Here is a 25,477-nt window from a genome sequence, read left to right as displayed (position 1 = left end):
ATTGGGAGTACTAGTATTTTTGTGATAAAAATTATAAATGTTTGATTTCACCAGCACTCATTCCTGCTATTCTTCCAGTTACAAGTGCTGAGGTAATATTATAGCCGCCCGTATAGCCATGAATATCTAAAATTTCCCCACAGAAAAATAACCCCGGCTTTTTCTTGGAAGCCATCGTTTTAGGTTCAATTTCCTTTACAGAAATCCCGCCGCCTGTGACGAATGCCTTTTCGATTGGCTGGGTGCCATGAACATCCATCGTAAATGCAACAAGTTCACGTGCGAGATTGCGAATTTTCTCTTGAGATAATTCAATGCCAGTTAATGTAGCGTCAATGTCGGCTCGTTCCAATAAGAATAATAACCAACGTTCTGGTACTAGTGACTTCCATAAATTTTTAACAGCCTTTTTCGGTTCATCTTTAATCGTCTTATTTAACATTTGGAAACATGTCTCTTCATTATAGTCAGTCAATGACTGAATACGTACTTGCACAGGAGCGCTACCGGTTTTCAGCTGCTCCTTTACTATAAACTGACTGCAACGTAATATTGCGGGACCACTTAATCCAAAGTGTGTAAATAACATATCCATTTGATGGGTAACGAGAACTTTCCCTTTTTTGTTAAGCACTGAAACAGCAACATTTCGTAATGCTAATCCTTGTAATTCACGGGATTGGATAAATGGTTCCTTTGATGTAACAGGTACTTCTGTCGGGTATAAAGTCGTAACTGTATGACCCGCACGTTCTGCCCAAGGATAACCATCACCGGTTGAACCCGTTTGTGGAACAGCTTTCCCACCAACTGCTACAACTACAGCATTTGCGCGGATTTCATCGCCACTTTCCAAACGAACACCATAAATTTTTTCCTCATCCATTAAAAGTTTATTAACCGCTGTATGCAGGCGCACTTCCACTTTCAGACGCTTCATTTCATTTACGAGTGCATCGACAACATCCTGTGCACGATCGGAAACCGGGAACATGCGACCGTGATCTTCTTCTTTTAAAGGGACGCCAAGCCCTTCAAAAAATGCAATTATGTCTTCATTGTTATAAACTGTAAAAGGACTGTATAAAAAGCGACCATTGCCAGGAATATGTTTAATAATTTCTTCTGCTGATAAACGATTTGTTACGTTACAGCGTCCTCCTCCTGAAATTGCGAGTTTTTTCCCAAGTTTCGAACCTTTTTCAAGTAGGAGTACTTTTCTATTTTTTTCGGCTGCGGCTATAGCTGCCATTAATCCAGATGGTCCGCCACCAATTACAATCACATCATACATATATTATTTCTCACTCTCTTTTATACAAATTTTCTTAAACGATTTTTCTTCTACTTATTATACATGAATTGAAGAAACTATTTGAGTAAATGGACTTTCACATGTAAACTTGTAAAAGGAAATGTTCGGGAACTATAGCGAAGCACAATCCGTCTTTGTCTTTCGAGGATAAAATTGGACTTCGCAAATGGATATAACGATTAAAAAAAGGTATATTAAGAGAATTTTTATATAGAACGGTAGGTCATTTCATGTCTTCATTAATGAAAGGAACAGCCATATTAACTATCGGTTTGTTTCTATCAAAGCTTTTAGGATTAATTTATATTTTCCCGTTTTATGCCATTGTAGGTGAAGAAAACATTGTCTTGTACAACTACGCCTACATTCCTTATAACATTATGTTAAGTATTGCCATTGCGGGTTTACCAATTGCAGTATCAAAATTTGTTTCGAAATATAATGCATTAGGTGATTTTGATGCTGGTCGTCGTTTAGTAAAAACAGGTGCTCTCCTAATGACATTAACAGGGATCATAGCATTTATTTTAATGAATTTACTTGCAACACCTCTTGCCAATATAGTAATTGATAGTGAAGATCAGACGTTTAGTGTCGAGCAAGTTGCGAATGTTATTCAATGGGTAAGCTATGCATTAATTGTTGTACCATTCATGAGTTTAGTGCGGGGGTATTTGCAAGGTTACGGGCATTATTTGCCGACATCTGTTTCACAATTAGTTGAGCAAATTGTGCGTATCGTCTTTTTACTAGGCGGTGCTTTTATCGTTGTCAATGTTATGGGTGGCGATGAAATAACAGCAATCAATTTCTCCGTATTTGCTGCATTTATAGGTGCGCTTGGCGGGCTTGTAACGCTGTTTTATTTTTGGAAAAAGCTTCGTCCTGATATTAAGGCAGTTCAAGTTGTTGCACCGAAAGAGCGTAGACTTCCTTATTCAGATATGTATAAAGAGATTTTCAAATATTCGATTCCTGTTGTATTCGTTGGTTTAGGAAGCTCTTTATTCCAACTTGTGGACCTGCTGACATTCATCCGTGCAATGAACGCCAGTGGGATAGCAGGAGACATCAGTGAAGCCTACTTTACGATGCTTAATTTGTTAACACAAAAAATTGTTATGATTCCAGTCGTATTGGCGACAGGGTTTTCAATGGCAATTATTCCAACGGTCACGAAGTTTTATACAGAAGGCAATTTGCGGCAAGTACATTCTGCTATGGATAAAACATATCAAGTGCTACTGTTTATTACAGTACCGGCCGCGATCGGAATCTCAATTTTAGCGGAAGACTTATATCATTTCTTCTATTCCTACAGTGAGATGGGAACACAAGTGTTAAGTCATTATGCACCTGTGGCCATTTTATTTGCACTATTTACTGTAACAGCCGCGATTCTGCAAGGGGTCAATTATCAAAAATGGGTTATTTTCAGTTTATTAGTTGGCTTACTCGTAAAGACGGTATTAAATACGCCACTTATTCACTTGATGTCTGTTGATGGGGCCATTTTAGCTACAGCGCTTGGTTATGGTGTTACAATAATTATTAATATTATTGTTATAAACAAAGTGACAAACTACAATGCGAAAGTTGTAGTACGCCGAATATTATTAATTATTATTTTAACTATTTTAATGGCGTTAGCTGTTTCATTAACACATGCTGCATTATCATCAATTGCACCTGCAACATCAAAACTATTAGCATTGCTTTATGCAATTGTTTGTGCGGCTGTTGGTGTCATTGTTTATGGTACAATATCCTATAAATTAGGGTTAGCACAGCTTTTATTAGGTGATAAGTTAACAAAAATCGCACGTAAATTAAGATTAGTAAAATAAAAATGTGGACGTCTCTAATAAAGGCGTCCCCTTTTTACATGGAGGACTTTATGCGTTTAGATAAATTATTGGCAAATATGGGCTACGGCTCACGAAAAGAAGTAAAGCAACTGTTAAAGCAAAAAGCTGTAACCGTAGACGGCATTACAGTGAAGGATTCGGCGATGCATGTAAATCCTGAAAAGCAGGATGTTTCGGTATTGGGTGAACGTGTAGAATATGTAGAGTTTATATACTTAATGATGAATAAACCGCCTGGTGTTATTTCTGCAACAGAAGATAAATATGATCAAACAGTTATTGATCTGTTAGACCTGGATTTCCAGCATTTCGAACCATTTCCTGTAGGGCGCCTAGATAAAGATACAGAAGGGTTTCTGCTCATTACGAATGACGGGAACTTAGCACATAACTTATTATCTCCAAAAAAGCATGTACCAAAATGGTATTATGCCAAAATTGACGGAGTTGTAACGGAAGAGGATATTAAAGCTTTTGCACAAGGAGTTACACTGGACGATGGGTATCATACAAAGCCAGGGGAATTAAAAATACTACACTCAGGTGAGCAATCGGAAATTGAGCTCATGATTCAGGAAGGGAAATTTCATCAAGTGAAACGTATGTTTGAGGCGGTTGGTAAAACAGTTACGTACTTAAAACGTTTATCGATGGGACCATTGCAACTTGATGAGCAACTGGCACTAGGTGAATATCGTGAGCTGACAGAACAGGAACTTAATCTGTTAACAGCAAATAAATAAAAAGTAAAAGCGAATGCCCCGACGAAAAGGCATTCGCTTTTTAGTTCTCTCAATCAAGAACTGATAAACGTTTACTAAGAATAAACGTTCCTAATATTTCATTGTGTAACTGATCGACACCTTACGTTATGTTGGGACAATATTAGTCCTTTCTCACAAAATAAAGAATCAGCCGCTTTCAAGAATTCTAAGATGTCATTTTTACTTTTTTCTTCGTCGTTGTCCATTTACCCCGACTTGGACTCATTACCAAGTCATTGAAGGCTAACACATTCAAATCTCTTTGAATGGTGCGAGGAGTGATGTTAAACTCTTCGACTAAATCCTGTGTAGTCACTTCTCCTTTATTGAGGATAAACATATACACGTCTTTAATACGATTAAGCATTCTATCAGTAGTTGGTTTCATTTCTAAAAACCACTCCTTCGATCTTAAATTCTCATGGCATAAGACTAGCGGACGACAAAATGTGTGCGGAGTGCACTTAGGCTTTAGTTGTTTGCCTTAGACATCCCCTTTTCTGAAAGTTTGGTCAGAATAGATGTTCCGACACATACATTATAGCGAAAAATTAAATAAAATTCCAGAATTGAGTTGCAATTTTTGATATTTTTACAGAAAATTCATATTTTTAATATTAATAGAAATATAGTTCTTTGTGAAAATACCGAATGATTATTGTAATTTTGTTTAGAAAGAGTACAATAACAATATTATAAAAATGAGGTGCAGTTAATGGATTGGTTACAGATGGCAGAAGCAAGAAAACAAGAGCTCATTCAAGAATTACAGCAGTTAATTCAAATTGAAAGTGTAAAAGATGAAATTAATTTTTCTGATATAATACCTTTTGGTACCGGACCTAAGGCAGCATTGGATTTTATGCTGCAAAAAGGTATAGAGCAAGGAATGACTACAAAAAACATTGACAATATGGCAGGTCATATTGAAATGGGACAAGGCGAAGAACTAATCGGTGTGCTTTGTCATGTCGATGTTGTACCTGCCGGTGATGTTGCAAGTTGGACATATCCTCCATTTGATGGGCAAGTAGCAGACGGGAAATTATTTGGTCGCGGTGCAATCGACGATAAAGGCCCGACAATGGCTGCTTGGATGGCGATGAAACTTATACATGATGCCAAAATCCCTTTAAATAAACGTGTACGCATGATTATCGGCACCGATGAAGAAAGCGGATTCCAATGTGTGACACGTTATTTCGAAAAAGAAGAAATGCCGACAATTGGTTTTGCTCCGGATGCAGATTTCCCGCTAATCAATGCTGAAAAGGGTATTGCCCATTTAACGTTTACAAGTAAAGAAAAACCATCAAGCGATGAACAACTACTAACATTCTATGCAGGAAAAAGAACAAATATGGTACCAGACGAAGCAACCGCTACTTTAAAATATGCCGAAAACAGCACAAGTGAGAATTTTCAGAAATATTTAAAAGAAAATCAGGTTGAAGGTACTTTCACAGAAACAGATAATGGGATTATAATTGTTGTTAAAGGGAAATCAGCCCATGCGATGGAACCGGAAAAAGGACGTAATGCAGCGGTTTATTTAGCGAAATTTTTACAAAATATCCTGACGACAGAACAAAGTAAGTCATTTGTTGATTTTATCGTTCGCGTTTTTGATAAAGATCATTTTGGAACGGCATTGGACTTAAACTTTGAAGATGCAATGTCAGGTCCAACAACATTCAATCCTGGAATAGTAAAATTTGAAAAGCACGGGGCATCAATTGAAGTGAGCATGCGTTATTCAGTTTCTTACCCTTTTGAAGAGAAAATAACAAGAGCACAATTATTGTTACAGGGTGAAGTGTTTACATTAGATGTTGTGAGTAACTCAAACCCACATTATGTTAGCGAGGAAGATGAATTAATCCAAACATTGTTGCAGGTGTATCGTAAATACAGTGAAGATTACTCGAAGCCGCTTTCAACTGGTGGAGGCACATATGCACGCGTTATGAAAAAAGGGGTGGCATTCGGGATGCTATTCCCTGGTGAGCCAGATGTTGCACACCAGGCAGATGAATTTGTAGATATTGAAAACTTAATAAAAGCGACTGCTATTTATGCAGAAGCGATTGTGAAATTAGCAACTAACTAATAATAAAGGTGGTATTTGAGATGAGCTTTAGTTTATGGAATGATCAAATTGTAAAAAATGAAGAAGTGTTAGTGGATAAGGAAGATCGTGGTTACCAATTTGGCGATGGTGTTTATGAAGTAGTGAAAGTATATAATGGCGAACTATTTACAGCGACAGAGCATATTAATCGTTTTTATGACAGTGCTGAAAAAATTCGTATTACTATTCCATATACGAAGGATAAATTACACCAATTACTGCATCAACTTGTAGAGGCGAACAATATTGATACGGGTCATGTTTATTTCCAAATTACACGTGGTGCAGGTCCACGTAATCACATTTTCCCTGGTGATGACGTGAAGCCGGTATTAACAGGAAACGCGAAAGAAAATCCACGCCCATTAGAAAACTTTGAAAAGGGTGTAAAAGCTACATTTGTGGAAGATATTCGCTGGTTGCGTTGTGACATTAAATCATTAAATCTTCTTGGTGCAGTGTTGGCAAAACAGGAAGCTTATGAAAAAGGCTGCTATGAAGCGATATTACATCGTGAAGAAACTGTTACAGAAGGCTCTTCTTCTAACATTTACGGAATTAAAAACGGTGTCCTTTATACACACCCAGCTAACAATTTAATTTTAAATGGGATTACACGTCAGGTGATCCTTAAATGTGCTGCGGAAATTGGTTTACCTGTGAACGAACAGGCAATGACGAAAGAGCAGCTACTTGCAATGGACGAAGTAATCGTATCATCAACAACATCAGAAATAACACCGATTATTGAAATAGATGGTACGGTTATTAGTAATGGCACTCCAGGTGAATGGACACGTAAACTACAGGCTCAATTCGAAACAAAAATTCCTAAAGGGATTAATGCATAACCTAATACTCCACCTAAACAATTAAATAATTTAGCGCATTGCTTATTGGCAATGCGCTATTTTTTTTGCACAATAACCTGTAAAATATAAGTATTAACGATTAGCAATGAATTTAGGGAGAAGATAAAATGGCTCAGTTAGTAAAACTTCAGGATTATATTTCACGTTATGAAATTGATTTAGCACGTTATCCAACACAATTTATACGCTTAAAGCAAAACCAGTGGGATCGGGTAAAGTATCAATGGCAAACGGGTGAAATGATTGAGCGTTGGGAACATATAGAGGAAGACAATGTTCAGGAGGAGAAGAAAACTTCACTGTTCCAAAAAATCTTCCCATTTAAAAAAGATAAACTCAGTGAAGAAAATGAAGAACAAGAAGATATTGAAAAAATAACGATTTCAAATGATTGGGCAGTAGAAAATGACGAAGTTCTAGAAGAGGAAACAACGTTATTATTTGAACCGAATATCGTCTATACACCACAAACCCTTGAAGAGTTAAAGAAAATGTTTATAGATCAGTTTTTCCACTTTCAAATGAAATGGGCAAGTTCGACATTACGTCAAAAATCGTATGTAGATCCAAAATTTATGCGGGATACATTGTTGCGTTCAATGCTACAAACATTACCAGATAATTATTTAATATTTTACTTCCCAATATTAAGGGTGAAAAAAGCACCAATTGAATTGGACATTATTATTTTAACGCCGACAGAATGCTTATGTATTACTTTATTAGAACAAGAAGAACAGGCTGTATTTATTGCAAATAGCGAGCGTTTCTGGACTAAAAAAGTCGGGAAAAATGAGAAAAAGCTATTAAGTCCTCTAATTCAATTAAACCGTATGGAAAAAATAATCGAACAAATCTTTGCTCAGAACAATATTGAACTACCAATTCGTAAAGTGTTACTGACAAGAAATGGCTATATTGATTATCCAGGGACGATGTATGGTATTTCATTTGTTGATAAACGAAAATTCCCAGATTGGATGAATTACTTGAAGCACTCTGTTTCACCAATGAAGCATATGCAAATACGCGGCGCACAGGCTATTTTGAATACGGTTCAAACGACTTCGTTTAACCGTGATATTTGGAATACAGATGGCAATAAGGAAGATTAACAAATGGAATTACATTTTATTATTAATTCTAATGCCGGTAATGGACGAGGGATAAAGCGTTGGGAGCAATTTAAACAGGATTTAACTTTGCCGTATACTACCCATTGGACACAATATGCAGGCCATACGTTATTGATCGTAAAAGAAATTACCGAGCGCGCTACAAAACAAAATCCGGTCTGTTTAATAGCGGTAGGGGGAGACGGAACAGTTCATGAAGTTTTGAACGGTGTCGTACATTTTGAACATGTATATATTGGCGTAATTGCAGCAGGTTCTGGTAATGACTTTGCCCGTGGCTTCGAAACATTTAAAACAGGCAAACAGCTGGAACAGTTTATTAAATACCCAACTCGTTCCCTACATGATTATGGGAGTGCACTATTTAATGGTACATCAAAATATTTTATTAATAATTTTGGTGTCGGTTTTGATGCATTTGTTGCAATGAAGGCAAACGAATCCAAACTGAAAAAATCGCTGAATAGATGGAAGTTAGGGAAGCTCAGTTATCCGTATTATGTGATTTCTGCCTTATTTACATATAAGCCGTTTCATTTAACGATTATTGTGGACGGGAAAGAACAACAATTTGAAAATGTTTGGTTCACAACCATTAGCAACCAGCCGTATTTTGGGGGTGGGATGAAGTTATCTCCAGCTTCCAACACTTGTGACGGAACATTGGAAGTTACAGTTGTATCCAATTTATCAAAGTGGAAATTATTATTTGTTTTCGGGAGTGTATTTTTTGCTAAACATACAGGCATGAGAGAAGTACACCAGTTTTCAACGCACAGCATACAGTTATTTTTTGAGGAACCTATTATGGCACATGCAGATGGGGAAAAACAAAAATTACAGCAACATATGAATACTATTGAAATATCGGTTCATCAAAAAGCATGGAGTTTAGCAAAATAAAAGCAAAAATAGATTTTATAAGCTATAATATGAGACATGCAAACAACAGAAATGAGGATAAGTAAGTGAGATTAAAGCATAAACCATGGGCAGCAGATTATATTCAGGAACATCCGGATGTGATTATCCCAAACCCTGAGCACTATAAAGGGAAATGGAATGAAGTATTTGGTAATGACAACCCAATTCATATTGAAGTGGGTACTGGCAAAGGACAATTTGTATTAGGGATGGCTCTTCAAAACCCTGATATTAATTATATTGGAATTGAATTATTTGATAGTGTTATAGTATGTGCCTTAGAAAAAATCGTAGCAGCAAATAAGCCTGCAAATTTACGATTATTGAAAGTAAATGGCGAAAAATTAGAAGAGTTCTTTGGCAAAGGTGATGTTAGTCGTGTGTATTTAAATTTTTCGGATCCATGGCCTAAAGTTCGCCATGCGAAACGACGATTAACACATGGCGGCTTCTTGAAAATTTATGAAAATGTTTTAGTCGATAACGGGGAAATCCACTTCAAAACGGATAACCGTGGTCTTTTTGAATATTCGCTAGTAAGTATGAATGAATACGGCATGGCATTAAAATATGTATCGTTAGATTTGCATGCGAATATGCCGGAAGATAATATTATGACAGAGTACGAGGAGAGATTCTCGAAGCTCGGTCAACCAATTTATCGACTAGAATGTCAATTCAAAACTCAATAATTTATGATTTAGGGGGATGGAGAAATGGATCGATTTGAATTTCACAACATGACACTAACATGGTTACATGGGGGTGTTACAGCACTGGATGGCGGGGCAATGTTTGGGGTAGTGCCAAAAGCACTGTGGTCTCGTAAATATCCAGTAAATGAACTGAACCAAATTGAATTAGCATGTGAACCAATCTTAATTCAATACGAGGGTAAAAATTATTTAGTGGATTCTGGTGTTGGTGCTGGAAAATTAAATGAAAAGCAACTTCGCAATTTCGGTGTTTCAGAAGAATCAACAATTGAAAAAAGCTTAGCTGAAGCTGGATTACAGCCGAGTGATATTGATGCAATCTTAATGACGCATCTACATTTCGATCATGCAGGCGGCTTAACAAAGTGGGAAGGTGACAAGCTAGTTCCTGTCTTCCCGAATGCTGTAATTTACACAACACAAATCGAGTGGGATGAAATGCGCAACCCAAATATTCGCTCGAAAAATACGTATTGGAAAGAAAATTGGGAGCCAGTAGAACATTTAGTTTCAACATTTGAAGGCGAGCTTGAAGTAGCACCAGGTTTAAAAATGATTCATACGGGTGGCCATAGTGAAGGACATGCGATTATTCGCCTGGAGCAAAATGGTGAAGTGGCGCTACATATGGCGGATATTATGCCAACGCATGCTCACCAAAATCCGCTTTGGGTATTGGCGTATGATGATTACCCGATGACAAGCGTATTTGCAAAGGAAAAATTACTGAAAGAAGCACTCGAAAATAACTACCGGTTTATTTTCTACCATGATGCGTATTACCGTATGATTCAATGGGATACAACAGGAAAAGTAATAACGGACAGCTTGGAACGTTCGAAAGAGGCTTTAATTAAGTAAGTAAAAAAGCGCCAACATGATTTTTTCATTCATGCAGGCGCTTTTTTTCATCCAAAAAATACGATGACATATTTCGTCATCGCATTTATATTCTAAACTTGTTTAATATCCACAATTGCACCTGAACGGGCATCTGCTGCAAATTCGTAATTTTCTAATTCCCCATTCATCGTACGGGAAATACCACCACGATATACAGGTGTTTCTGTAAAGCCATTACTGAAGTTTTCAGTTTTCATATAAATCCAAGAACCATCAATCGGTGCCTGCTTTTTAAATTCATCTTTAATGTTTGTTAAAATATGATCAGGATTTGCATATGGCGCAACGCGATTGCTCATTTCCTTTACGATGACAGCTGCTGCCACCCCTGTTACAAGACCTATTGTAAAATCTTTTAAGTTCATCCCAAAAACCTCCTCAAAATATTCACTATATTTACTTTAACACACTCTGAAAATAGTGTAAAAAAAATAGAAGGTTCGAAAGTCGAAATACTCAATTAATTTTGTGTTATAATAAGTGCAAATCTACTTATAGAGGTGTTACATAATGAATCAAGACACACTGGCCCTATTTAAAACGTTAACAGAACTTCCTGGAGCACCAGGTAATGAACGTGCTGTTCGTAATTTTATGCGTTCAGAATTAGAAAAGTATTCCGATGAAATTATTCAGGACAATTTAGGGGGCATTTTTGGCGTACGTCAAGCAAAGGACGAAAATGCACCGAAAATTTTAGTAGCGGGGCATATGGATGAAGTAGCGTTCATGGTTACTTCCATCACTGACAATGGAATGATTCGCTTCCAAACTCTTGGTGGCTGGTGGAACCAGGTAATGTTGGCACAACGTGTGACAGTCTATACTAAAGAACGTGAAATTCCAGGGGTCATTGCATCAATTCCTCCACATTTATTAACAGATGCGGAGCGTTCGAAACCAATGGATATTAAAAATATGCTGATTGATATCGGAGCAGATTCAAAAGAAGATGCGATAAAATTAGGTGTACGTCCAGGTCAATCAATTATTCCTGTATGTCCATTTACACCGATGGCAAACCCCAAAAAAATTATGGCAAAAGCTTGGGATAATCGTTACGGTTGTGGATTGGCAATCGAGCTTTTAAAGGAGCTTCATGGAACAGAAGTGAACAGCCATATCTATTCGGGTGCAAATGTCATGGAAGAAGTAGGTTTACGCGGAGCGGCAGTTTCTGCAAATATGATTAAGCCGGACTTGTTCTTTGCATTAGATGCATCGCCAGCGAATGATACATCCGGTGATAAAAATGAGTTCGGACAATTGGGTAACGGTCCGTTATTACGCATTTTTGACCGTTCAATGGTGACTCACCGAGGGATGCGCGAATTTGTATTGGATACAGCCGAAACAAATAAAATTCCTTACCAATATTTCGTATCTCCAGGTGGTACGGATGCAGGTCGAGTGCATACGCAAAATGATGGTATCCCTTCTGCTGTAATTGGAATTTGTTCCCGCTATATTCATACATCTGCTTCCATTATTCATGTGGATGATTATGCAGCGGCAAAAGAGTTGCTTGTTAAGTTAGTTCAATCGGCAGACCGTTCCACAATTGATTCAATACGTGCAAACGTATAAAAAAATAGAAGAATATATTATAATACAAGGATGTGAAATAATTGCATCCTTGTTTTTTTGTGAAAATGACGAGATAGGCAATCTACATAAGGAAAAGGATTTTAAGAACTTTTTCCTAAATTGATTAACTTGGAGATGAAAAGATGAAAGTAGCAGTCGGAACGAAAAATAAAGCGAAAGTCGGCGCTGTCGAAGTAATTGTCAAACAGTTCTTCCCAGAAGCTACAGTGGAAAGTATAGATGTACCTTCTGATGTATCAGTTCAACCTTTTTCAAACGAAGAAACGAGGCAAGGTGCCATTAATCGCGCACGCAATGCAATGATGAAAACAAATGCCGATATAACATTTGGTCTTGAAGGCGGGGTTGATGAGATAGAAGGGACAATGTATTGCTGTAACTGGGGAGCTGTAAATTTAAAGGACGGAACGGTCATTGCCAGCTCTGGTGCACAATTTGCATTGCCTGAAGAAATCGCACGGGAGCTTCGGGTAGGGATGGAACTTGGACCTGTCATGGACGTCTATACTAATATCGAAAATATTCGTCAACATCAAGGTGCAGTAGGCATCTTTACACATAATTTAATCGATCGTAAAGCAATGTTTGAACATATCGTAAAGCTATTGGTTGGACAAGTATTATTCAAAATGAGCAAAGAACAGAAAGAAGAAATGTAAATCATTTTCGTTGCTTTGCAAGTTGGAAAATTATTATGATACGTTAGAAAGTATGAAAGTGAGGGGAAACTATGAGTCGTAAATGGATACAGGCAGCTATACTTATCGCAATAGTTGCTGTATTAACTGCGTGTTCACAATCAGCTGAGGAACAAGCTTTAGCTGGAATGGAGAATGCCGAAACGGTGTTTGGTAGTGAACCAAAAGAAGTGAATAAATCGATTGGACATATAGAGCTGTACTTACCGGCAGGATATAGTATTGAAAAAGGAATTGATGATTTAAATTATACAATTCTAAATGGTAAAGATTCTTATATTTTATTTGTAAACGAAAATGAAACAAGTGATAGTCAGCTGCATTATGATATTTTCAAGAGTGAGAGCACAGGTAAAATTGTACAGGAAAAAACATTTCAATCAGATGGTCTATTTGGCTTTGCGGGAGTTGTAGAGCAATCTGAAGAGAAATATGAACTCATTGCAAATTTAGGCGGCGTTAAATTATCTACGATTTCCGAAGACAAAAAGTTGGATATCAAAATTCAAGAAATGATGGAAATTGTAAAGACGGTCAACGTTATTGAATAACTGAAGCATTGAGCAAAGTATTCGTATTGCTTTTTTGCTACAATAGTGAAGTAGATGAAACGGTTCACATTTGTGGGCCGTTTTTGATTAGATAAAGGAGTGGTTGAATGGATTCGAAACAATTAGTGGCTGAACTGAAAACTAAATTGGGTGAGGCTAACTTTACATTCACATTCGATGAGAAGCATGATAAATTGCGTCTGGATCACAAAAAAATCGGTAAAGGAATGGATATTTTTTTACCGGAAATAGTGACGAAGTACAAAACGAAGAAGCATCAGGCAATTGATGAAGTTGTTTATACAATTGAACAAACTTTTTTAGCAATGGAACGAGAAGAGGAACAAGGATTTGGAGGATTGGCTTCTGTATATCCGATAATTCGTTCCACATCCTTCCCCAAAAAATCAAATGATGGTCATGCCTTTGTTATGACTAGCCACACTGCAGAAACTCGTATTTATTATGCGCTTGATTTAGGGACAACTTATCGTTTAATTGATGAATCAATGTTGCCCAAATTAAGTGTTACAGAGGAGCAGATCCGTGAAGCTGCCCGTTTTTCTGTAAAAAAATTACCTACTTCTGTTAAACGTGATGAAGTTTCAGGCAATATCTATTATTTTTTAAATCAGAATGATGGGTATGATGCGAGCCGTATATTAAACGAAAGCTTTTTAAAGGAAATGGAAAGTCAAATTGAAGGAGAAATGACAGTATCTGTACCACACCAGGATGTATTAATTATTGGTGATATTCGAAATGAAGTAGGGTATGATGTATTAGCGCAGATGACAATGCATTTCTTTACAGTTGGCGCGGTTCCGATTACGAGCTTGTCATTTGTATATGAAAACGGTCATTTAGAACCAATATTTATTTTAGCAAAAAACAAAGTGAAAAAGGAGCAAGACGAAAAATGAAAGTAGCATACAACAAAGCACATGTAGGAGATGTCCTATTAGTTCAGTTAGCAACAGAATCCATTGTAAAAACAGAGGTTGAACGTGCTGGTGACGTAGCCATCTTAAAAGAAGAATCAACTGGAGAAATAAAAGCATTCAATCTTTTTAATGCTAGCAAATATTTAGAATTGGATGTAGCAGGCAATGTGGAAGTTACTCCTGAATTAGTTCAAAAAATAGAGGCAGCCTTAACGACTAATGGTGCAGAAATTTCTTTGGATGTAGATTTCTCCCCTAAATTCGTTGTAGGTTATGTAGAAGCGAAAGAAAAACACCCAAATGCTGATAAATTAAGTGTGTGTAAAGTAAATGTAGGTGACGAGACATTACAAATCGTATGTGGTGCACCAAATGTTGAAGCTGGCCAAAAAGTAGTAGTAGCAAAAGTTGGTGCAGTTATGCCTTCAGGATTATTAATTAAAGAGGGCAATTTACGTGGAGAAGATTCGTTTGGTATGCTTTGCTCTGCACGGGAACTAGCAATTCCAGGTGCTCCAGAGGTGAAAGGGATTTTAGTATTAGAGGATTCTGCTGAAGTAGGTAGTCCGTTCGAAATGCCTTCTCGTTAAATTAATCTAAAGTTAGTATGTTGAGCCTAGTCTCGCATACTAACTTTTTTTATGTTTAAAATTATTAGCGACAAAGCGCATTTATACAGCAAATATGATATGCTTTTGATGTGTGTAAATCTTATATACATATAAAGACCGTTTAAATAATGAAATTTGAATGGCAATGTTTTTAAGGAAAGTAGTGGTATTTTATGAGCTGGATTAAAAATAAATTTAATAAACTTTTTAAGATGGATTTAAATGAAGATTATGATGAACATGAGGGCTATACAAACACCGATTTAAATGAGCAACATAAGGTGCAACCCAATTACAATGAGCAGACAGATCGACCGAAAAATGCATTTCGATTCCCTTTAATAGAAGATGAATTTAAAGAAGCTGCACAAAAAGAAGAGCAACAACGCCAAACGACTAGCTTTTATGATGAAGATAATGAAAAGCTTTCATTGCCAAATTACTTGCAAAAATCTACTGCGGGTCGTGAAATCTACGATGTAGAAGTCTCAGGCATTGGAGAGCTGCTGGAGCGACGCCGTAAAGGAAAAGGGCATTCAAATGTCATACAGAAGAATGAGCCAGTACGCCGATTGCCGATTTTAAAAGAAGAGCGGGAAAATTTACGCAAAAAACCGTCGCTTGAAGAAAAACAAGTCAGCAACCAAGCTACGAAACCAATCGAATTGAGAAAACGCTTTATTCCTACGGATGTACCTTCGCCTGTACATGGATTTAAAAAGCCAACACCCATTGAAAAGCTAATCGAAAAACATCAAGATGCGGATGAGCAGCATAAAAATGATGAACCGTCATCATTAACAGTAAAGGTCGCACCGGAAAATAGTGAAGCGCTAAATCAATTCCCGGAGGCGGAGACAGCTGTTGAAAATCCCCTTGAATCGCAACATCACGAACTAGTTGAACAAAGTACAAGCGAAGAACCATTACGACAAAGTGAAGTTGTTGTGGAAAATGAAAATAGTAGTGAGAAAGAGCTTATTTTATTTGAAGTAGAAGAAGATGTTCTAGAACCACAAGAGTTCACTGAAGCACCAGATAATAAAGATTTATCCCCTCCTGTTATAGAGGTGGAAGAAGTTGAAGAAAAGAAAACAATTGAAGAGACACCTGCTGCAGATACTATGAATGATGTGCAGGTAAAACATGTAACAATTGAAAACTCAACAATTCATATAGGTCAATTAAATGTTGAGCAGGTTCCTTCGACAGACGATAATACTGTAATCGAGCAGAAGAGTGAAGAAACAGTAAAACCTGTAAGTACGGGAAGTCGTCTTCCATTCAATGTTGTGATGTTAAAATCAGATAAACAAAAGTTGCTTACAAAGAAATTTGTTGAGCAGCATTTAAGTCAACAGAAGCATATTGTTATAGAGTCGGAAGAAATAGATGAAGGTAATGAAGTGGTTAACGATCAAAATGAATTAATGGATTCTGAGATGACTATGACTACTACGTTTAACAAAGAAGTCACTACCATTCAACAATTGGATGATGTGCAGAATATTATTGATACAAACCCCTTAACACTATCTGATGGACAGGAACAAGAAGAACAATCTGAAACGATTATCTTACAACATGAGCCGGTACAAAAAGTTGAAGACAGTGGGGGACAGACAGAACCAATAAATGACCTGCCTTTGACTTCTGTAGGATTACTGGAACGAGATGAAAATGTGCAGCAACCAATGGAGGAAATACTTGAAGTAGCGGCTACTACAGAAGAAATTCAAGAATTACCTTCAATTGAAAATACTAGCGAGGAAGTTATAGAAACTCCTCCATTACCGAAACGAATTCCTTATGTAAAACCACCACTTGAGTATTTAGTGCCGCCAGAGGAAATGGTTGAAGACCGTGATTGGATGGACGAACAGGGAGAGAATTTAGTCGAAGCATTATCCCACTTCCAAATTCAGGCGCATATTGAGTCAATTGTGCAGGGACCTGCTGTAACTCAGTTTGAGATTACGGTTGGGCAAGGGACGAAAGTAAGTAAAGTCCGGAATCTAACAGATGATATTAAGCTTGCGCTGGCAGCAAAAGATATTCGTATTGATGCACCAATTCCAGGGAAGCGCTCAATTGGCATTGAAATCCCAAACCGGATTTCCCGTTCAGTACGATTATCTGAAGTAACGGATTCAGCATCGTTTACAGATTCCGATTCGCCATTAGAGGCTGCTTTAGGATTGGATTTAACAGGTAAACCTGTAACAATCGATTTAAGGAAGATGCCTCATGGTCTGATTGCAGGTGCAACGGGCTCTGGTAAGTCGGTATGTATTAACTCGATTTTAGTTAGTTTGCTATATAAAGCGAATCCTAATGAATTAAAACTAATGTTAATTGATCCCAAAATGGTTGAATTGGCACCATTTAATCATATTCCGCATTTAGTAAGTCCTGTTATAACGGACGTTAAAGCCGCTACAGCCGCGCTGAAATGGGCAGTTGAGGAAATGGAAAGACGATATCAGTTATTTATGCATAGCGGTGCACGTAAAATAGAAGCATATAATAAAATGTGTGACGCCAATGGAATGTATGCACAGAAGCTCCCATACTTGTTGATTGTAATAGATGAGTTGGCGGATTTAATGATGATGTCTCCACAAGATGTAGAAGATAGTATTGTTCGGATTACTCAAAAGGCCCGTGCTGCAGGGATTCATTTAATTGTCGCAACACAACGACCTTCTGTGGATGTCATTACAGGACTAATTAAATCCAATATCCCTACACGTATTGCCTTTTCAGTATCATCTCAAATTGACTCTCGTACGATTTTAGATACACAAGGCGCAGAACGCTTGCTAGGGCGCGGAGATATGTTATATTTAGGGAATGGAATGTCGGCTCCTACCCGAATTCAAGGTACATTTGTTACTGATGATGAAATAGAAGAAATTATTGAGTATGTACGTGAACAGGGAGAGCCACAATATATATTTAAGCAAGAAGAATTATTAAAACGCTCAGAAACAGTAGAGGACCAAGATGAATTGTTTGAGGAAGTATGCCGATTTGTATATGAACAAGGTTCAGCGTCGACATCTCTTTTACAACGTCGTTATCATATAGGCTACAATCGAGCGGCAAGACTAATAGACATGTTAGAGCGTCAGGGCTTTGTTTCTGAACCAAAAGGGAGCAAGCCGAGAGATGTATTTATAACTGAGGAAGATATAGTTGAGCAATTTGGCGGCTAAGGTACATGATAATTGAATGACAATAAAATTTGAATTGTCGTTCAATTATTGTTACGTATATTTAGTGCTATAATGTATGCATAACTTTGAAAACAACAAATTGATAATTTCAATGGGATCAATGTATCCTAGGAGGGTTTTAACAATAATGACACGCTATCATTTTACAGGTATTAAAGGTTCAGGAATGAGTTCACTTGCGCAAATTTTATTTGATGCTGGAGAGCAAGTACAGGGTTCTGATGTTGATACGTATTATTTTACAGAGCAACCTTTACGTGAGCGAGGAATAGAAATTCTTACTTTTGATGAAAATAATATTAAAGAAGGCTTAACAATAATTGCAGGTAATGCATTTAATGATGACCATCCAGAATTAGTACGTGCACGTGAATTAGGTTTAGAGGTAATCCGTTACCATAAGTTTTTAGGAGAGTATAGTAATCGCTATACATCTATTGCTATTACTGGTGCGCACGGTAAAACATCAACAACTGGATTAATGAGTCATGTTGTAGGTGGCTATATGCCAACTTCTTATTTAATAGGTGATGGTACGGGTTCTGGTGCACAGGATGCATCGTACTTTGTAATGGAAGCATGCGAATACCGCCGACACTTTTTAGCCTATCATCCGGATTATGCAGTGATGACAAATATTGATTTTGATCACCCTGACTATTTTACGAGTATAGATGATGTTTATGACGCATTTCAGCAACTAGCTTTACAAGTAAATAAAGCAATCATTGCATGCGGAGATGATGAACAGCTTCAAAAAATTCAGGCAAATGTACCTGTTGTGTATTATGGTTTTGATTCAGCCAATGATTTTTCAGCCCGAAATATTGAGAAAACAACAGAAGGTACTAAGTTTGATGTATATGTTCGTAATGAGTTTTACAGTAAGTTCTTTATTCCACTATTTGGAGATCATACAATTTTAAATTCATTAGCGGTTATTTCGCTTTGTCATTATGAGGGTATCCCAGCAAATTTAATTCAGGAACGACTTAATACTTATGGTGGGGTAAAACGCCGCTTCACAGAAACAAAAATTGGCGACGTTGTTTTAGTGGACGATTATGCACACCATCCTACTGAAATTGCAGCAACTTTGCAATCCGCACGACAAAAATATCCGGAGCGTAATATTGTTGCGATATTCCAACCACATACATTTACTCGAACAAAAGCCTTTTTGCAAGATTTTGCGGATAGTTTAAGTGGGGCAGATAAGACATATTTATGTGATATATTTGGTTCTGCTCGTGAAAAACAAGGTGAACTTTCCATTGATGATTTAGCATGCCTAATCGAAGGGTGCACTGTATTGACTCTTGATACAATTCAAGATCTTAAAAAGCATGGAAATGCCGTATTCCTTTTCATGGGAGCGGGAGATGTTCATAAATATCAAGATGCTTTTGAAGCTATTTTGAAATAAAAAAAGAAAAGCAGCTTAACCTGGATTAGAGGATAAGCTGTTTTTCATACATAAATGATAGAACTAATAATTATAAAGGGTTTTATTAACTGATAGATTGGGAAATATGACAATATGGACAAAAGGCACATTCATTTTTGAGTGAAGTAAAAAAATATATCGTTGTAGTTATTTCACGAATGAAAAACTAATATTTCCTGTAGTTTTAGCGAAATATGTTTTTCAAAGAAAAGGATTGTCAGGTTTTTTGTCGAATGTTTAAATGGACTAGATATAGGAGGTAACATTATGGAAGTACTACTTTATATCGCTGCATTAGTAGCTGCAATCGGATTTTTAGTATTATGTGTAAGCATCGGTATGACACTGTTTTCTGTAAAGAATACATTAAATTCTATTGCCGGGACAGTTGCTGGAATTGAAGGGCAAATGGAAGGCATTACCCGTGAGACGACGAGCTTACTTACAAAAACAAATGCATTGGCTGATGATATTTCAGATAAGTCGGAGAAGTTAAATTCTGTAGTTCATGCAGTTAAAGGAGTAGGCGATTCTGTAAATAGTTTAAATTCTTCAGTACAACGTATTACTACATCAATTTCCACAGAAGTTCATAAAAATGAAGATAAAATTGCACAAGTCGTTCAGTGGAGTAATGTCGCAATGGGTATCGCAGATCAATGGCGTCAGCGCAAGCCAATTAACGATGAAGATGTAATTTATACGAGTACTAAAACAAATGAAACACCACCAAATATGAGTGCAAAATCAAAATTTGGGTTTTTGAAAAGGAATAATGGGTAAAATTATTTTAAAATGTCAAGGGGGAGTATTGTGATGGAAGAAAAACGAGTTAACTATCAACAGATTAATGATTCAATTTATGATGATGAAAAAATTCATGTAAAAGATTTTGTGATTGGTGCATTAGTTGGTGGAATAGTAGGGGTAGCCACTGCATTATTATTAGCTCCAAAAACAGGCAGTGAAATGCGTAACGATGTTGCTGTACAAGCTGTAACTTTGAAAGATAAAAGTATCGAGCTTTCAGGAACAGCAAAGGAAAAGACTGCTCAACTATCTACTCAATTAAAAGAACAATCTTCATCAATTGTTGAAAAAGTAAAAGGGAAAACAACAAAACAACCACCAGTATTTGACGATGGAACAGCATCTTCAGAAGGGGAAGAACCATTACCTTTAGACGAAGTAGATAAAGTAGATGATCCGAAATCTCAGGCAATAGCTGCTGAAAATGCAGATCCTGATACTTTAAATACAGATCCAGATCTTGCAAACTCTACGCGTCATACTGATATGTAACCATGCGAAAGGCTTCCAATAAACATTGGAAGCCTTTTTATATTACTGACATTCAATTATTATTTAACTTCTGAGAGCTGAATTTCTAATTGGTCACCACCGAATATTTCCGCATCAAATGTAGAAGGCTGTCCATTTCGTAAAATCGTGAAAGAACCTTTAAACGTGGTAGGAAGCTGCCAAGTTGAAAAACGGAAAACATCCTGGTAAATCCACTTCCCTGTATCCTTTTCAATAATTTTAATCGTAGCACCATTTGGTACAGTTGAAGTACTTTGAACAACTTGACCATTGACGTAAAACTCCCGTGCTGTTTTGGCAAGTTCTACTTCTTCCTGTTGGAATGTGACAATCACTTTTTCCTCCAAAAGCAAATTTAAGGAAGCCGCTATTTGTTCTGCGGAAGGCAACTTAATTTGCTCAAAGGAAATTACATCCCCTGTTTGGATAGGGTAATGAATTTTAGCAGGCTTTCCATTTATAAAAAGTTGCGAAGAAAACTCCGGTAAATAAACGGGTTTACCATCCAGATGAACACAGTAAGAACTAAACTGCTGGAGATGTTTCGTATTATTCGTACTGCTAAAAGCATCTTCTACCGTTGCAATTGTTTGGACAACAATGACATCACGATCCTGTATAGGTGTATCCAGTTTCACTGCCTTTTCATTGACTATTACTTTCGGCTCTATTATGTATTTTTCCTCACCAATAGTTATCTTTTTAACAGCTGCCTCATCAATAATGTCACGAACTGTGGCACATGCATCAGCACCGTCTTTTCCAGGAATAAGTTGAATTTTATCGCCATTTTTTATTTGTGTTTTAGTGGAAGCAATTTCCCCATTCAAAATTATTTGTGCAGGCTGTCCATGTTCTCCCGGTACAAATACATTTTGACCATTCACTGTAATAGATAAACCGTGACCTAATCTGCCGTACAGCTGCTTTGCACGGATATTCGCGGCTAAAAAGGCATCGCCAACTGTCATTTCTTTTAATTCGAATAAACGAACCACTTGATCATTTACTGTGATGGACATGTAATGAATCGGCGATTTTTGTGCTGCAATTGCAATGCCTATCGGTGTGACAAGTTCAGGTGTTGCTGGAATATGTTCTGCACGTGTTAAATTCTGAATAGCATTTACATCGCGAACTGCTACACGATTCGCAGGCAGATTCAATATTTTCCCAAGCTCTTCCGGAAGATGGGGGGTTAAGCTCCCGCCACCTACAAGCATAACCGCTTTAGGAGGAACATTATTATTTAAACGTAAAATTTCTTCACCAATAGATTTTGCTAGATTTTCAATTGCTGGATAAATAGCTTTTACGACTTCTGCACGTGGAATATATTCGTCAAATCCTAAAATATCCTGAATTAAAATCTCTTCATTTGTATGCATTTGGCGTTTTGTTATTTCAGCTATTGGGAAGTCCAATAAGTAGTGGTCACTTAAGCTTTCAGTAATTTCGTCGCCGGCAGTTGGTACCATTCCGTAAGCAACAACAGTACTTTTATCGGTAATTGCAATATCCGAAGTACCCGCACCAATATCAACGAGCGCCACATTCAACCGACGCATTGTTGGAGGAATGAGGACATTAATCGCTGCAATGGGCTCTAAAGTTAAAGCTTCCATTTCCAAATCCGCACGTTTTAAAGCAGCTAGAAGTGATTCAACAACTACACGCGGCAAGAATGTTGCGATAACTTCCACAGAAGCTTCATCACCTTGCTGATCAAGTAAGCTGCCAATTTCTTCGCCGTCTAAACGGAAATATAAAACGGAATAACCGACACAATAGTAATGATTGTTTTTTACATCTTCTTTATGCTGTAACAATTGCTGCTGGGCTTGTTGGACAGCTTGAAGTTCTAACCTATTAATATCTTCTTCAGTAAAAATTGGTCTATTTTTAATTGAGAGTGTGACAAGTGCTTGCTCCGTTTTTAATGCTCGACCCGCTGCTGCGACACTGACTTTTTTTAATGGACCATGTGCTTCTTCTAACTTGATTTTAATCTCCTGTATTAGCTCTGCAACATACAGGACGTTATGTATTTGGCCATCTACCATTGCACGTTCTTTATGTTCCTTCACTAAAATATCAGCGACATGATATTTATCTTCGTGTTGTTCTAAAATAATGCCAACAACTGAGCGCGTCCCGATATCAAGTGCAAACAATTTATTTGTCATATGATAACGCTTCCTTTCAATTTATTATTACAATATACTTTAGCGAGTTGAATCGCTAAATTAAAAAGACGTGACATTCTACAGTAGATTGATTATAATAAGTTTATTACTTAAAAATGTATCACACTTTTAAGTTATCTGAAAGAGTTGGATACGCAAAGAAGAGGGGTAAGAGGAATATGAGTCAACAGGATTTAGAAAGCTTACGTAGTCAGATTGACAGCTTAAACTTAGAAATTTTACGGTTGGTTAACGAACGTGCAACCGTTGTAGAGGAAATAGGTAAAATAAAAGAAAAACAGGGCGTTAATCGCTATGACCCGCTTCGTGAGCGCCATATGCTTGATTTAATTAAAAAGAATAACAATGGTCCATTAAATCAGATGACGGTTGATTATATTTTTAAACAAATCTTCAAAACAGCATTAAAACAATTAGAAGCAGAAAAGAAAAAAGAATTACTAGTATCACGAAAAGAAAAGTCAGAAGATACTGTCATTAATATTAATGGTGAATTAGTTGGATCAGGTACACCTTCATTTGTATTTGGACCATGTGCAGTTGAGTCATATGAGCAAGTTGCTGCAGTAGCTGCCTCTATCCAGGAAAAAGGATTAAAATTAATTCGTGGCGGTGCATACAAGCCGCGTACGTCTCCATATGATTTCCAAGGTTTAGGATTAGATGGATTAAAAATATTAAAAGAAGTTTCAAAAGAATATGGTTTAGGGGTTATTACAGAAATCGTAACGCCTTCTGACTTGGAGCATGCACTGGACTATATCGATGTAATTCAAATCGGTGCCCGCAATATGCAAAACTTTGAGTTATTAAAAGCAGCAGGTTCAACGAATAAACCTGTCCTATTGAAACGTGGTTTGGCAGCGACAATCGATGAGTTCATCCATGCTGCAGAATATATTATGTCAAAAGGAAATGAAAATATTATTTTATGTGAACGTGGTATTCGTACATACGAAAAAGCAACACGTAACACTTTAGATATTTCAGCAGTTCCTATTTTAAAGCAAGAAACACATTTACCAGTCATGGTAGACGTAACACACTCAACAGGTCGTCGTGATTTACTGCTACCATGTTCTAAGGCTGCAATTGCTATTGGAGCAGACGGTGTCATGGCGGAAGTACATCCAGATCCATCAATTGCATTATCTGATCAACAACAGCAAATGGATATTCCTACTTTCAATGCATATTATGATGAAATTTTAAAATTCATGAAGCAATACGAAGTATCAAAATAATATTTGATAAAGGCTATGTTGAATTTATTCAACATAGCCTTTTTTGCGCTATATTTAATTGACTGTTGATGCGTATTAAATTACAATTTTTTCTAAATAGTATTATAAAGGGGAAGTTGTATGGAGCAAAAGATTGCATTAATTACAGGGGCTGCACAAGGAATTGGATATGAAATTGCGAAAGAACTTTCAAACAATGGGGTTAAGGTCATAATTTCCGATAAAAATGAAGAAAGATTAAAACAGGCTGTTGAAGAACAGCCAAATTTAAGTTTTTTAGTATGTGATGTCAGTGACGAACTCCAAATACAAGAAGCGATAGACGCTGTTATCTCCCAATTTAGTGCACTCCATATCGTTATAAACAATGCAGGTTTTCAACATGTCTCACTAATTGAGCAGTTTGATACGGAAATTTTTGAGTTGATGCAGAAGGTGATGGTTGTCGCACCATTTATTTTCATGAAATATGCTTTGCCGATTATGAAACAACAAAAATTTGGCAGAATAATTAATATAGCCTCCATTAATGGTTTAGTCGGTTTTGCAGGAAAAGCCGGTTATAATACTGCAAAACATGGAGTGATCGGATTAACAAAAGTAGCAGCGCTAGAAACGGCTACAGATGGAATAACGGTCAATGCTATTTGTCCTGGCTATGTCGATACTGAACTTGTAAGAAATCAATTTGAAGATTTAGCGAAAACAAGAAATATAGCAGTTGAAGATGTATTAGAGCAAGTGCTATATCCTTTAGTACCACAAAAGAGATTGATAAATGTTTCTGAAATAGCAGGATTGGTTGTATATTTATGTAGTGAGGCAGCAAAAGGTATGACAGGACAGGCAATTGTCCTAGATGGAGGTTATACAGTGCAGTAAAATGATTTTTTTGCAATATTTATAGCTAAAACTAGTTATTCACTAGGTTTTAGATTGAAAAAAGAAATGAAAATATTATATGATAAAACTATAC

At 36.9% G+C, this 25,477-nt stretch carries 23 protein-coding genes; 19 read left to right on the top strand and 4 right to left on the bottom strand.

The window, feature by feature from the left end; translation table 11 throughout:
- Positions 1 to 31: 31 nt before the first annotated feature.
- A complete protein-coding gene (locus NYE67_RS14695; protein WP_339213503.1) occupies positions 32 to 1,294 on the bottom strand; it encodes a BaiN/RdsA family NAD(P)/FAD-dependent oxidoreductase in 1,263 nt (420 codons plus the stop codon).
- Between the two features lie 251 nt (positions 1,295 to 1,545).
- Here NYE67_RS14695 and NYE67_RS14690 point away from each other — a divergent pair, with 251 nt between their 5' ends.
- Positions 1,546 to 3,162, top strand: a complete 1,617-nt coding sequence (locus NYE67_RS14690; protein ID WP_340728722.1) for a putative polysaccharide biosynthesis protein — start codon at positions 1,546 to 1,548, stop codon at positions 3,160 to 3,162.
- A gap of 50 nt (positions 3,163 to 3,212) precedes the next feature.
- Positions 3,213 to 3,926 (top strand): pseudouridine synthase, encoded by a 714-nt coding sequence (locus NYE67_RS14685; protein ID WP_340730350.1) that lies wholly within the window; start codon positions 3,213 to 3,215, stop codon positions 3,924 to 3,926.
- A 187-nt stretch (positions 3,927 to 4,113) separates the two neighbouring features.
- On the opposite strand, the gene NYE67_RS14680 is transcribed toward NYE67_RS14685, so the two are convergent.
- On the bottom strand, positions 4,114 to 4,335 hold the full coding sequence (locus NYE67_RS14680; protein WP_008408196.1) for a DeoR family transcriptional regulator: 222 nt from the start codon (positions 4,333 to 4,335) through the stop codon (positions 4,114 to 4,116).
- A 327-nt stretch (positions 4,336 to 4,662) separates the two neighbouring features.
- Between NYE67_RS14680 and pepV the strand changes: the two genes are divergently transcribed.
- The 6 genes from pepV (at position 4,663) to NYE67_RS14650 (ending at position 10,587) form a co-directional block, all read left to right on the top strand.
- Positions 4,663 to 6,057: a dipeptidase PepV gene (gene pepV / locus NYE67_RS14675; protein WP_340728720.1), complete on the top strand. Its 1,395-nt coding sequence runs from the start codon at positions 4,663 to 4,665 to the stop codon at positions 6,055 to 6,057.
- Positions 6,058 to 6,077: 20 nt separating this feature from the next.
- Positions 6,078 to 6,929 carry a D-amino-acid transaminase gene (gene dat, locus NYE67_RS14670; RefSeq protein ID WP_340728719.1) on the top strand — a complete coding sequence of 284 codons (852 nt, stop codon included), beginning with the start codon at positions 6,078 to 6,080 and terminating at the stop codon, positions 6,927 to 6,929.
- Positions 6,930 to 7,057: 128 nt separating this feature from the next.
- Entirely contained in the window at positions 7,058 to 8,065 is a 1,008-nt protein-coding gene (locus NYE67_RS14665) for a nuclease-related domain-containing protein (RefSeq protein ID WP_340728718.1), read from the top strand.
- 3 nt (positions 8,066 to 8,068) lie between these two features.
- Complete coding sequence (locus NYE67_RS14660; protein WP_340728717.1) at positions 8,069 to 8,989, top strand: diacylglycerol/lipid kinase family protein; 921 nt, start codon at positions 8,069 to 8,071, stop codon at positions 8,987 to 8,989.
- Positions 8,990 to 9,054: 65 nt separating this feature from the next.
- Positions 9,055 to 9,702: a tRNA (guanosine(46)-N7)-methyltransferase TrmB gene (trmB, locus tag NYE67_RS14655; RefSeq protein ID WP_340728716.1), complete on the top strand. Its 648-nt coding sequence runs from the start codon at positions 9,055 to 9,057 to the stop codon at positions 9,700 to 9,702.
- Positions 9,703 to 9,726: 24 nt separating this feature from the next.
- Entirely contained in the window at positions 9,727 to 10,587 is an 861-nt protein-coding gene (locus tag NYE67_RS14650) for a YtnP family quorum-quenching lactonase (RefSeq protein WP_340730349.1), read from the top strand.
- 92 nt (positions 10,588 to 10,679) lie between these two features.
- Here the strand turns inward: NYE67_RS14650 and NYE67_RS14645 are convergent, their stop codons facing one another.
- A complete protein-coding gene (locus tag NYE67_RS14645) occupies positions 10,680 to 10,994 on the bottom strand; it encodes a hypothetical protein (protein ID WP_191700621.1) in 315 nt (104 codons plus the stop codon).
- 145 nt (positions 10,995 to 11,139) lie between these two features.
- Here NYE67_RS14645 and NYE67_RS14640 point away from each other — a divergent pair, with 145 nt between their 5' ends.
- From NYE67_RS14640 to NYE67_RS14600, 9 genes are all read left to right on the top strand, one after another.
- Complete coding sequence (locus NYE67_RS14640) at positions 11,140 to 12,216, top strand: M42 family metallopeptidase (RefSeq protein ID WP_340730348.1); 1,077 nt, start codon at positions 11,140 to 11,142, stop codon at positions 12,214 to 12,216.
- Positions 12,217 to 12,359: 143 nt separating this feature from the next.
- Entirely contained in the window at positions 12,360 to 12,896 is a 537-nt protein-coding gene (locus tag NYE67_RS14635; protein WP_339213487.1) for a DUF84 family protein, read from the top strand.
- Positions 12,897 to 12,967: 71 nt separating this feature from the next.
- Positions 12,968 to 13,486 carry a hypothetical protein gene (locus NYE67_RS14630; protein ID WP_340728713.1) on the top strand — a complete coding sequence of 173 codons (519 nt, stop codon included), beginning with the start codon at positions 12,968 to 12,970 and terminating at the stop codon, positions 13,484 to 13,486.
- 107 nt (positions 13,487 to 13,593) lie between these two features.
- A complete protein-coding gene (locus tag NYE67_RS14625; RefSeq protein ID WP_340728712.1) occupies positions 13,594 to 14,409 on the top strand; it encodes a DUF1444 domain-containing protein in 816 nt (271 codons plus the stop codon).
- Positions 14,406 to 15,020: a YtpR family tRNA-binding protein gene (gene ytpR / locus NYE67_RS14620; protein WP_191700616.1), complete on the top strand. Its 615-nt coding sequence runs from the start codon at positions 14,406 to 14,408 to the stop codon at positions 15,018 to 15,020. Before NYE67_RS14625 ends, ytpR begins: the two co-directional genes overlap by 4 nt.
- A gap of 194 nt (positions 15,021 to 15,214) precedes the next feature.
- On the top strand, positions 15,215 to 18,259 hold the full coding sequence (locus NYE67_RS14615) for a DNA translocase FtsK (protein ID WP_340728711.1): 3,045 nt from the start codon (positions 15,215 to 15,217) through the stop codon (positions 18,257 to 18,259).
- Positions 18,260 to 18,407: 148 nt separating this feature from the next.
- Entirely contained in the window at positions 18,408 to 19,706 is a 1,299-nt protein-coding gene (gene murC, locus NYE67_RS14610) for a UDP-N-acetylmuramate--L-alanine ligase (RefSeq protein ID WP_340730347.1), read from the top strand.
- Positions 19,707 to 19,994: 288 nt separating this feature from the next.
- Positions 19,995 to 20,510, top strand: coding sequence for a DUF948 domain-containing protein (locus tag NYE67_RS14605; RefSeq protein ID WP_340728709.1), 516 nt, complete (start codon positions 19,995 to 19,997; stop codon positions 20,508 to 20,510).
- A 33-nt stretch (positions 20,511 to 20,543) separates the two neighbouring features.
- A complete protein-coding gene (locus NYE67_RS14600; protein ID WP_191700612.1) occupies positions 20,544 to 21,029 on the top strand; it encodes a YtxH domain-containing protein in 486 nt (161 codons plus the stop codon).
- 59 nt (positions 21,030 to 21,088) lie between these two features.
- Here NYE67_RS14600 and NYE67_RS14595 read toward each other — a convergent pair whose 3' ends face one another.
- Positions 21,089 to 23,236 carry a cell division FtsA domain-containing protein gene (locus NYE67_RS14595; protein ID WP_340730346.1) on the bottom strand — a complete coding sequence of 716 codons (2,148 nt, stop codon included), beginning with the start codon at positions 23,234 to 23,236 and terminating at the stop codon, positions 21,089 to 21,091.
- Positions 23,237 to 23,415: 179 nt separating this feature from the next.
- On the opposite strand from NYE67_RS14595, the gene NYE67_RS14590 reads away from it, so the two are divergent.
- Both NYE67_RS14590 and NYE67_RS14585 read left to right on the top strand, forming a co-directional pair.
- Complete coding sequence (locus NYE67_RS14590) at positions 23,416 to 24,501, top strand: bifunctional 3-deoxy-7-phosphoheptulonate synthase/chorismate mutase (RefSeq protein ID WP_340728707.1); 1,086 nt, start codon at positions 23,416 to 23,418, stop codon at positions 24,499 to 24,501.
- 120 nt (positions 24,502 to 24,621) lie between these two features.
- Entirely contained in the window at positions 24,622 to 25,383 is a 762-nt protein-coding gene (locus tag NYE67_RS14585; protein ID WP_340730345.1) for a 3-hydroxybutyrate dehydrogenase, read from the top strand.
- The last annotated feature ends 94 nt before the right edge of the window (positions 25,384 to 25,477 follow it).

The organism is Solibacillus sp. FSL W8-0474, assembly GCF_038004065.1.
Taxonomy (GTDB): Bacteria; Bacillota; Bacilli; order Bacillales_A; family Planococcaceae; genus Solibacillus; species Solibacillus faecavium.
The sequence above is the reverse complement of the archived record's forward strand: the minus strand, read 5'-3'. Positions and strand labels throughout refer to the sequence as shown.

Excerpts from the sequence above, each read along its gene's own strand:
- NYE67_RS14640 (WP_340730348.1), top strand. The coding sequence starts at position 11,140 with ATGAATCAAGACACACTGGCCCTATTTAAAACGTTAACAGAACTTCCT.
- NYE67_RS14660 (WP_340728717.1), top strand. The coding sequence starts at position 8,069 with ATGGAATTACATTTTATTATTAATTCTAATGCCGGTAATGGACGAGGG.
- NYE67_RS14595 (WP_340730346.1), bottom strand. The coding sequence starts at position 23,236 with ATGACAAATAAATTGTTTGCACTTGATATCGGGACGCGCTCAGTTGTT.
- NYE67_RS14605 (WP_340728709.1), top strand. The coding sequence starts at position 19,995 with ATGGAAGTACTACTTTATATCGCTGCATTAGTAGCTGCAATCGGATTT.
- NYE67_RS14680 (WP_008408196.1), bottom strand. The coding sequence starts at position 4,335 with ATGAAACCAACTACTGATAGAATGCTTAATCGTATTAAAGACGTGTAT.
- dat (WP_340728719.1), top strand. The coding sequence starts at position 6,078 with ATGAGCTTTAGTTTATGGAATGATCAAATTGTAAAAAATGAAGAAGTG.
- NYE67_RS14665 (WP_340728718.1), top strand. The coding sequence starts at position 7,058 with ATGGCTCAGTTAGTAAAACTTCAGGATTATATTTCACGTTATGAAATT.
- ytpR (WP_191700616.1), top strand. The coding sequence starts at position 14,406 with ATGAAAGTAGCATACAACAAAGCACATGTAGGAGATGTCCTATTAGTT.
- NYE67_RS14585 (WP_340730345.1), top strand. The coding sequence starts at position 24,622 with ATGGAGCAAAAGATTGCATTAATTACAGGGGCTGCACAAGGAATTGGA.
- NYE67_RS14625 (WP_340728712.1), top strand. The coding sequence starts at position 13,594 with ATGGATTCGAAACAATTAGTGGCTGAACTGAAAACTAAATTGGGTGAG.
- NYE67_RS14615 (WP_340728711.1), top strand. The coding sequence starts at position 15,215 with ATGAGCTGGATTAAAAATAAATTTAATAAACTTTTTAAGATGGATTTA.
- NYE67_RS14685 (WP_340730350.1), top strand. The coding sequence starts at position 3,213 with ATGCGTTTAGATAAATTATTGGCAAATATGGGCTACGGCTCACGAAAA.
- pepV (WP_340728720.1), top strand. The coding sequence starts at position 4,663 with ATGGATTGGTTACAGATGGCAGAAGCAAGAAAACAAGAGCTCATTCAA.
- NYE67_RS14600 (WP_191700612.1), top strand. The coding sequence starts at position 20,544 with ATGGAAGAAAAACGAGTTAACTATCAACAGATTAATGATTCAATTTAT.
- NYE67_RS14635 (WP_339213487.1), top strand. The coding sequence starts at position 12,360 with ATGAAAGTAGCAGTCGGAACGAAAAATAAAGCGAAAGTCGGCGCTGTC.
- NYE67_RS14645 (WP_191700621.1), bottom strand. The coding sequence starts at position 10,994 with ATGAACTTAAAAGATTTTACAATAGGTCTTGTAACAGGGGTGGCAGCA.
- murC (WP_340730347.1), top strand. The coding sequence starts at position 18,408 with ATGACACGCTATCATTTTACAGGTATTAAAGGTTCAGGAATGAGTTCA.
- NYE67_RS14690 (WP_340728722.1), top strand. The coding sequence starts at position 1,546 with ATGTCTTCATTAATGAAAGGAACAGCCATATTAACTATCGGTTTGTTT.
- NYE67_RS14630 (WP_340728713.1), top strand. The coding sequence starts at position 12,968 with ATGAGTCGTAAATGGATACAGGCAGCTATACTTATCGCAATAGTTGCT.
- NYE67_RS14650 (WP_340730349.1), top strand. The coding sequence starts at position 9,727 with ATGGATCGATTTGAATTTCACAACATGACACTAACATGGTTACATGGG.
- NYE67_RS14695 (WP_339213503.1), bottom strand. The coding sequence starts at position 1,294 with ATGTATGATGTGATTGTAATTGGTGGCGGACCATCTGGATTAATGGCA.
- NYE67_RS14590 (WP_340728707.1), top strand. The coding sequence starts at position 23,416 with ATGAGTCAACAGGATTTAGAAAGCTTACGTAGTCAGATTGACAGCTTA.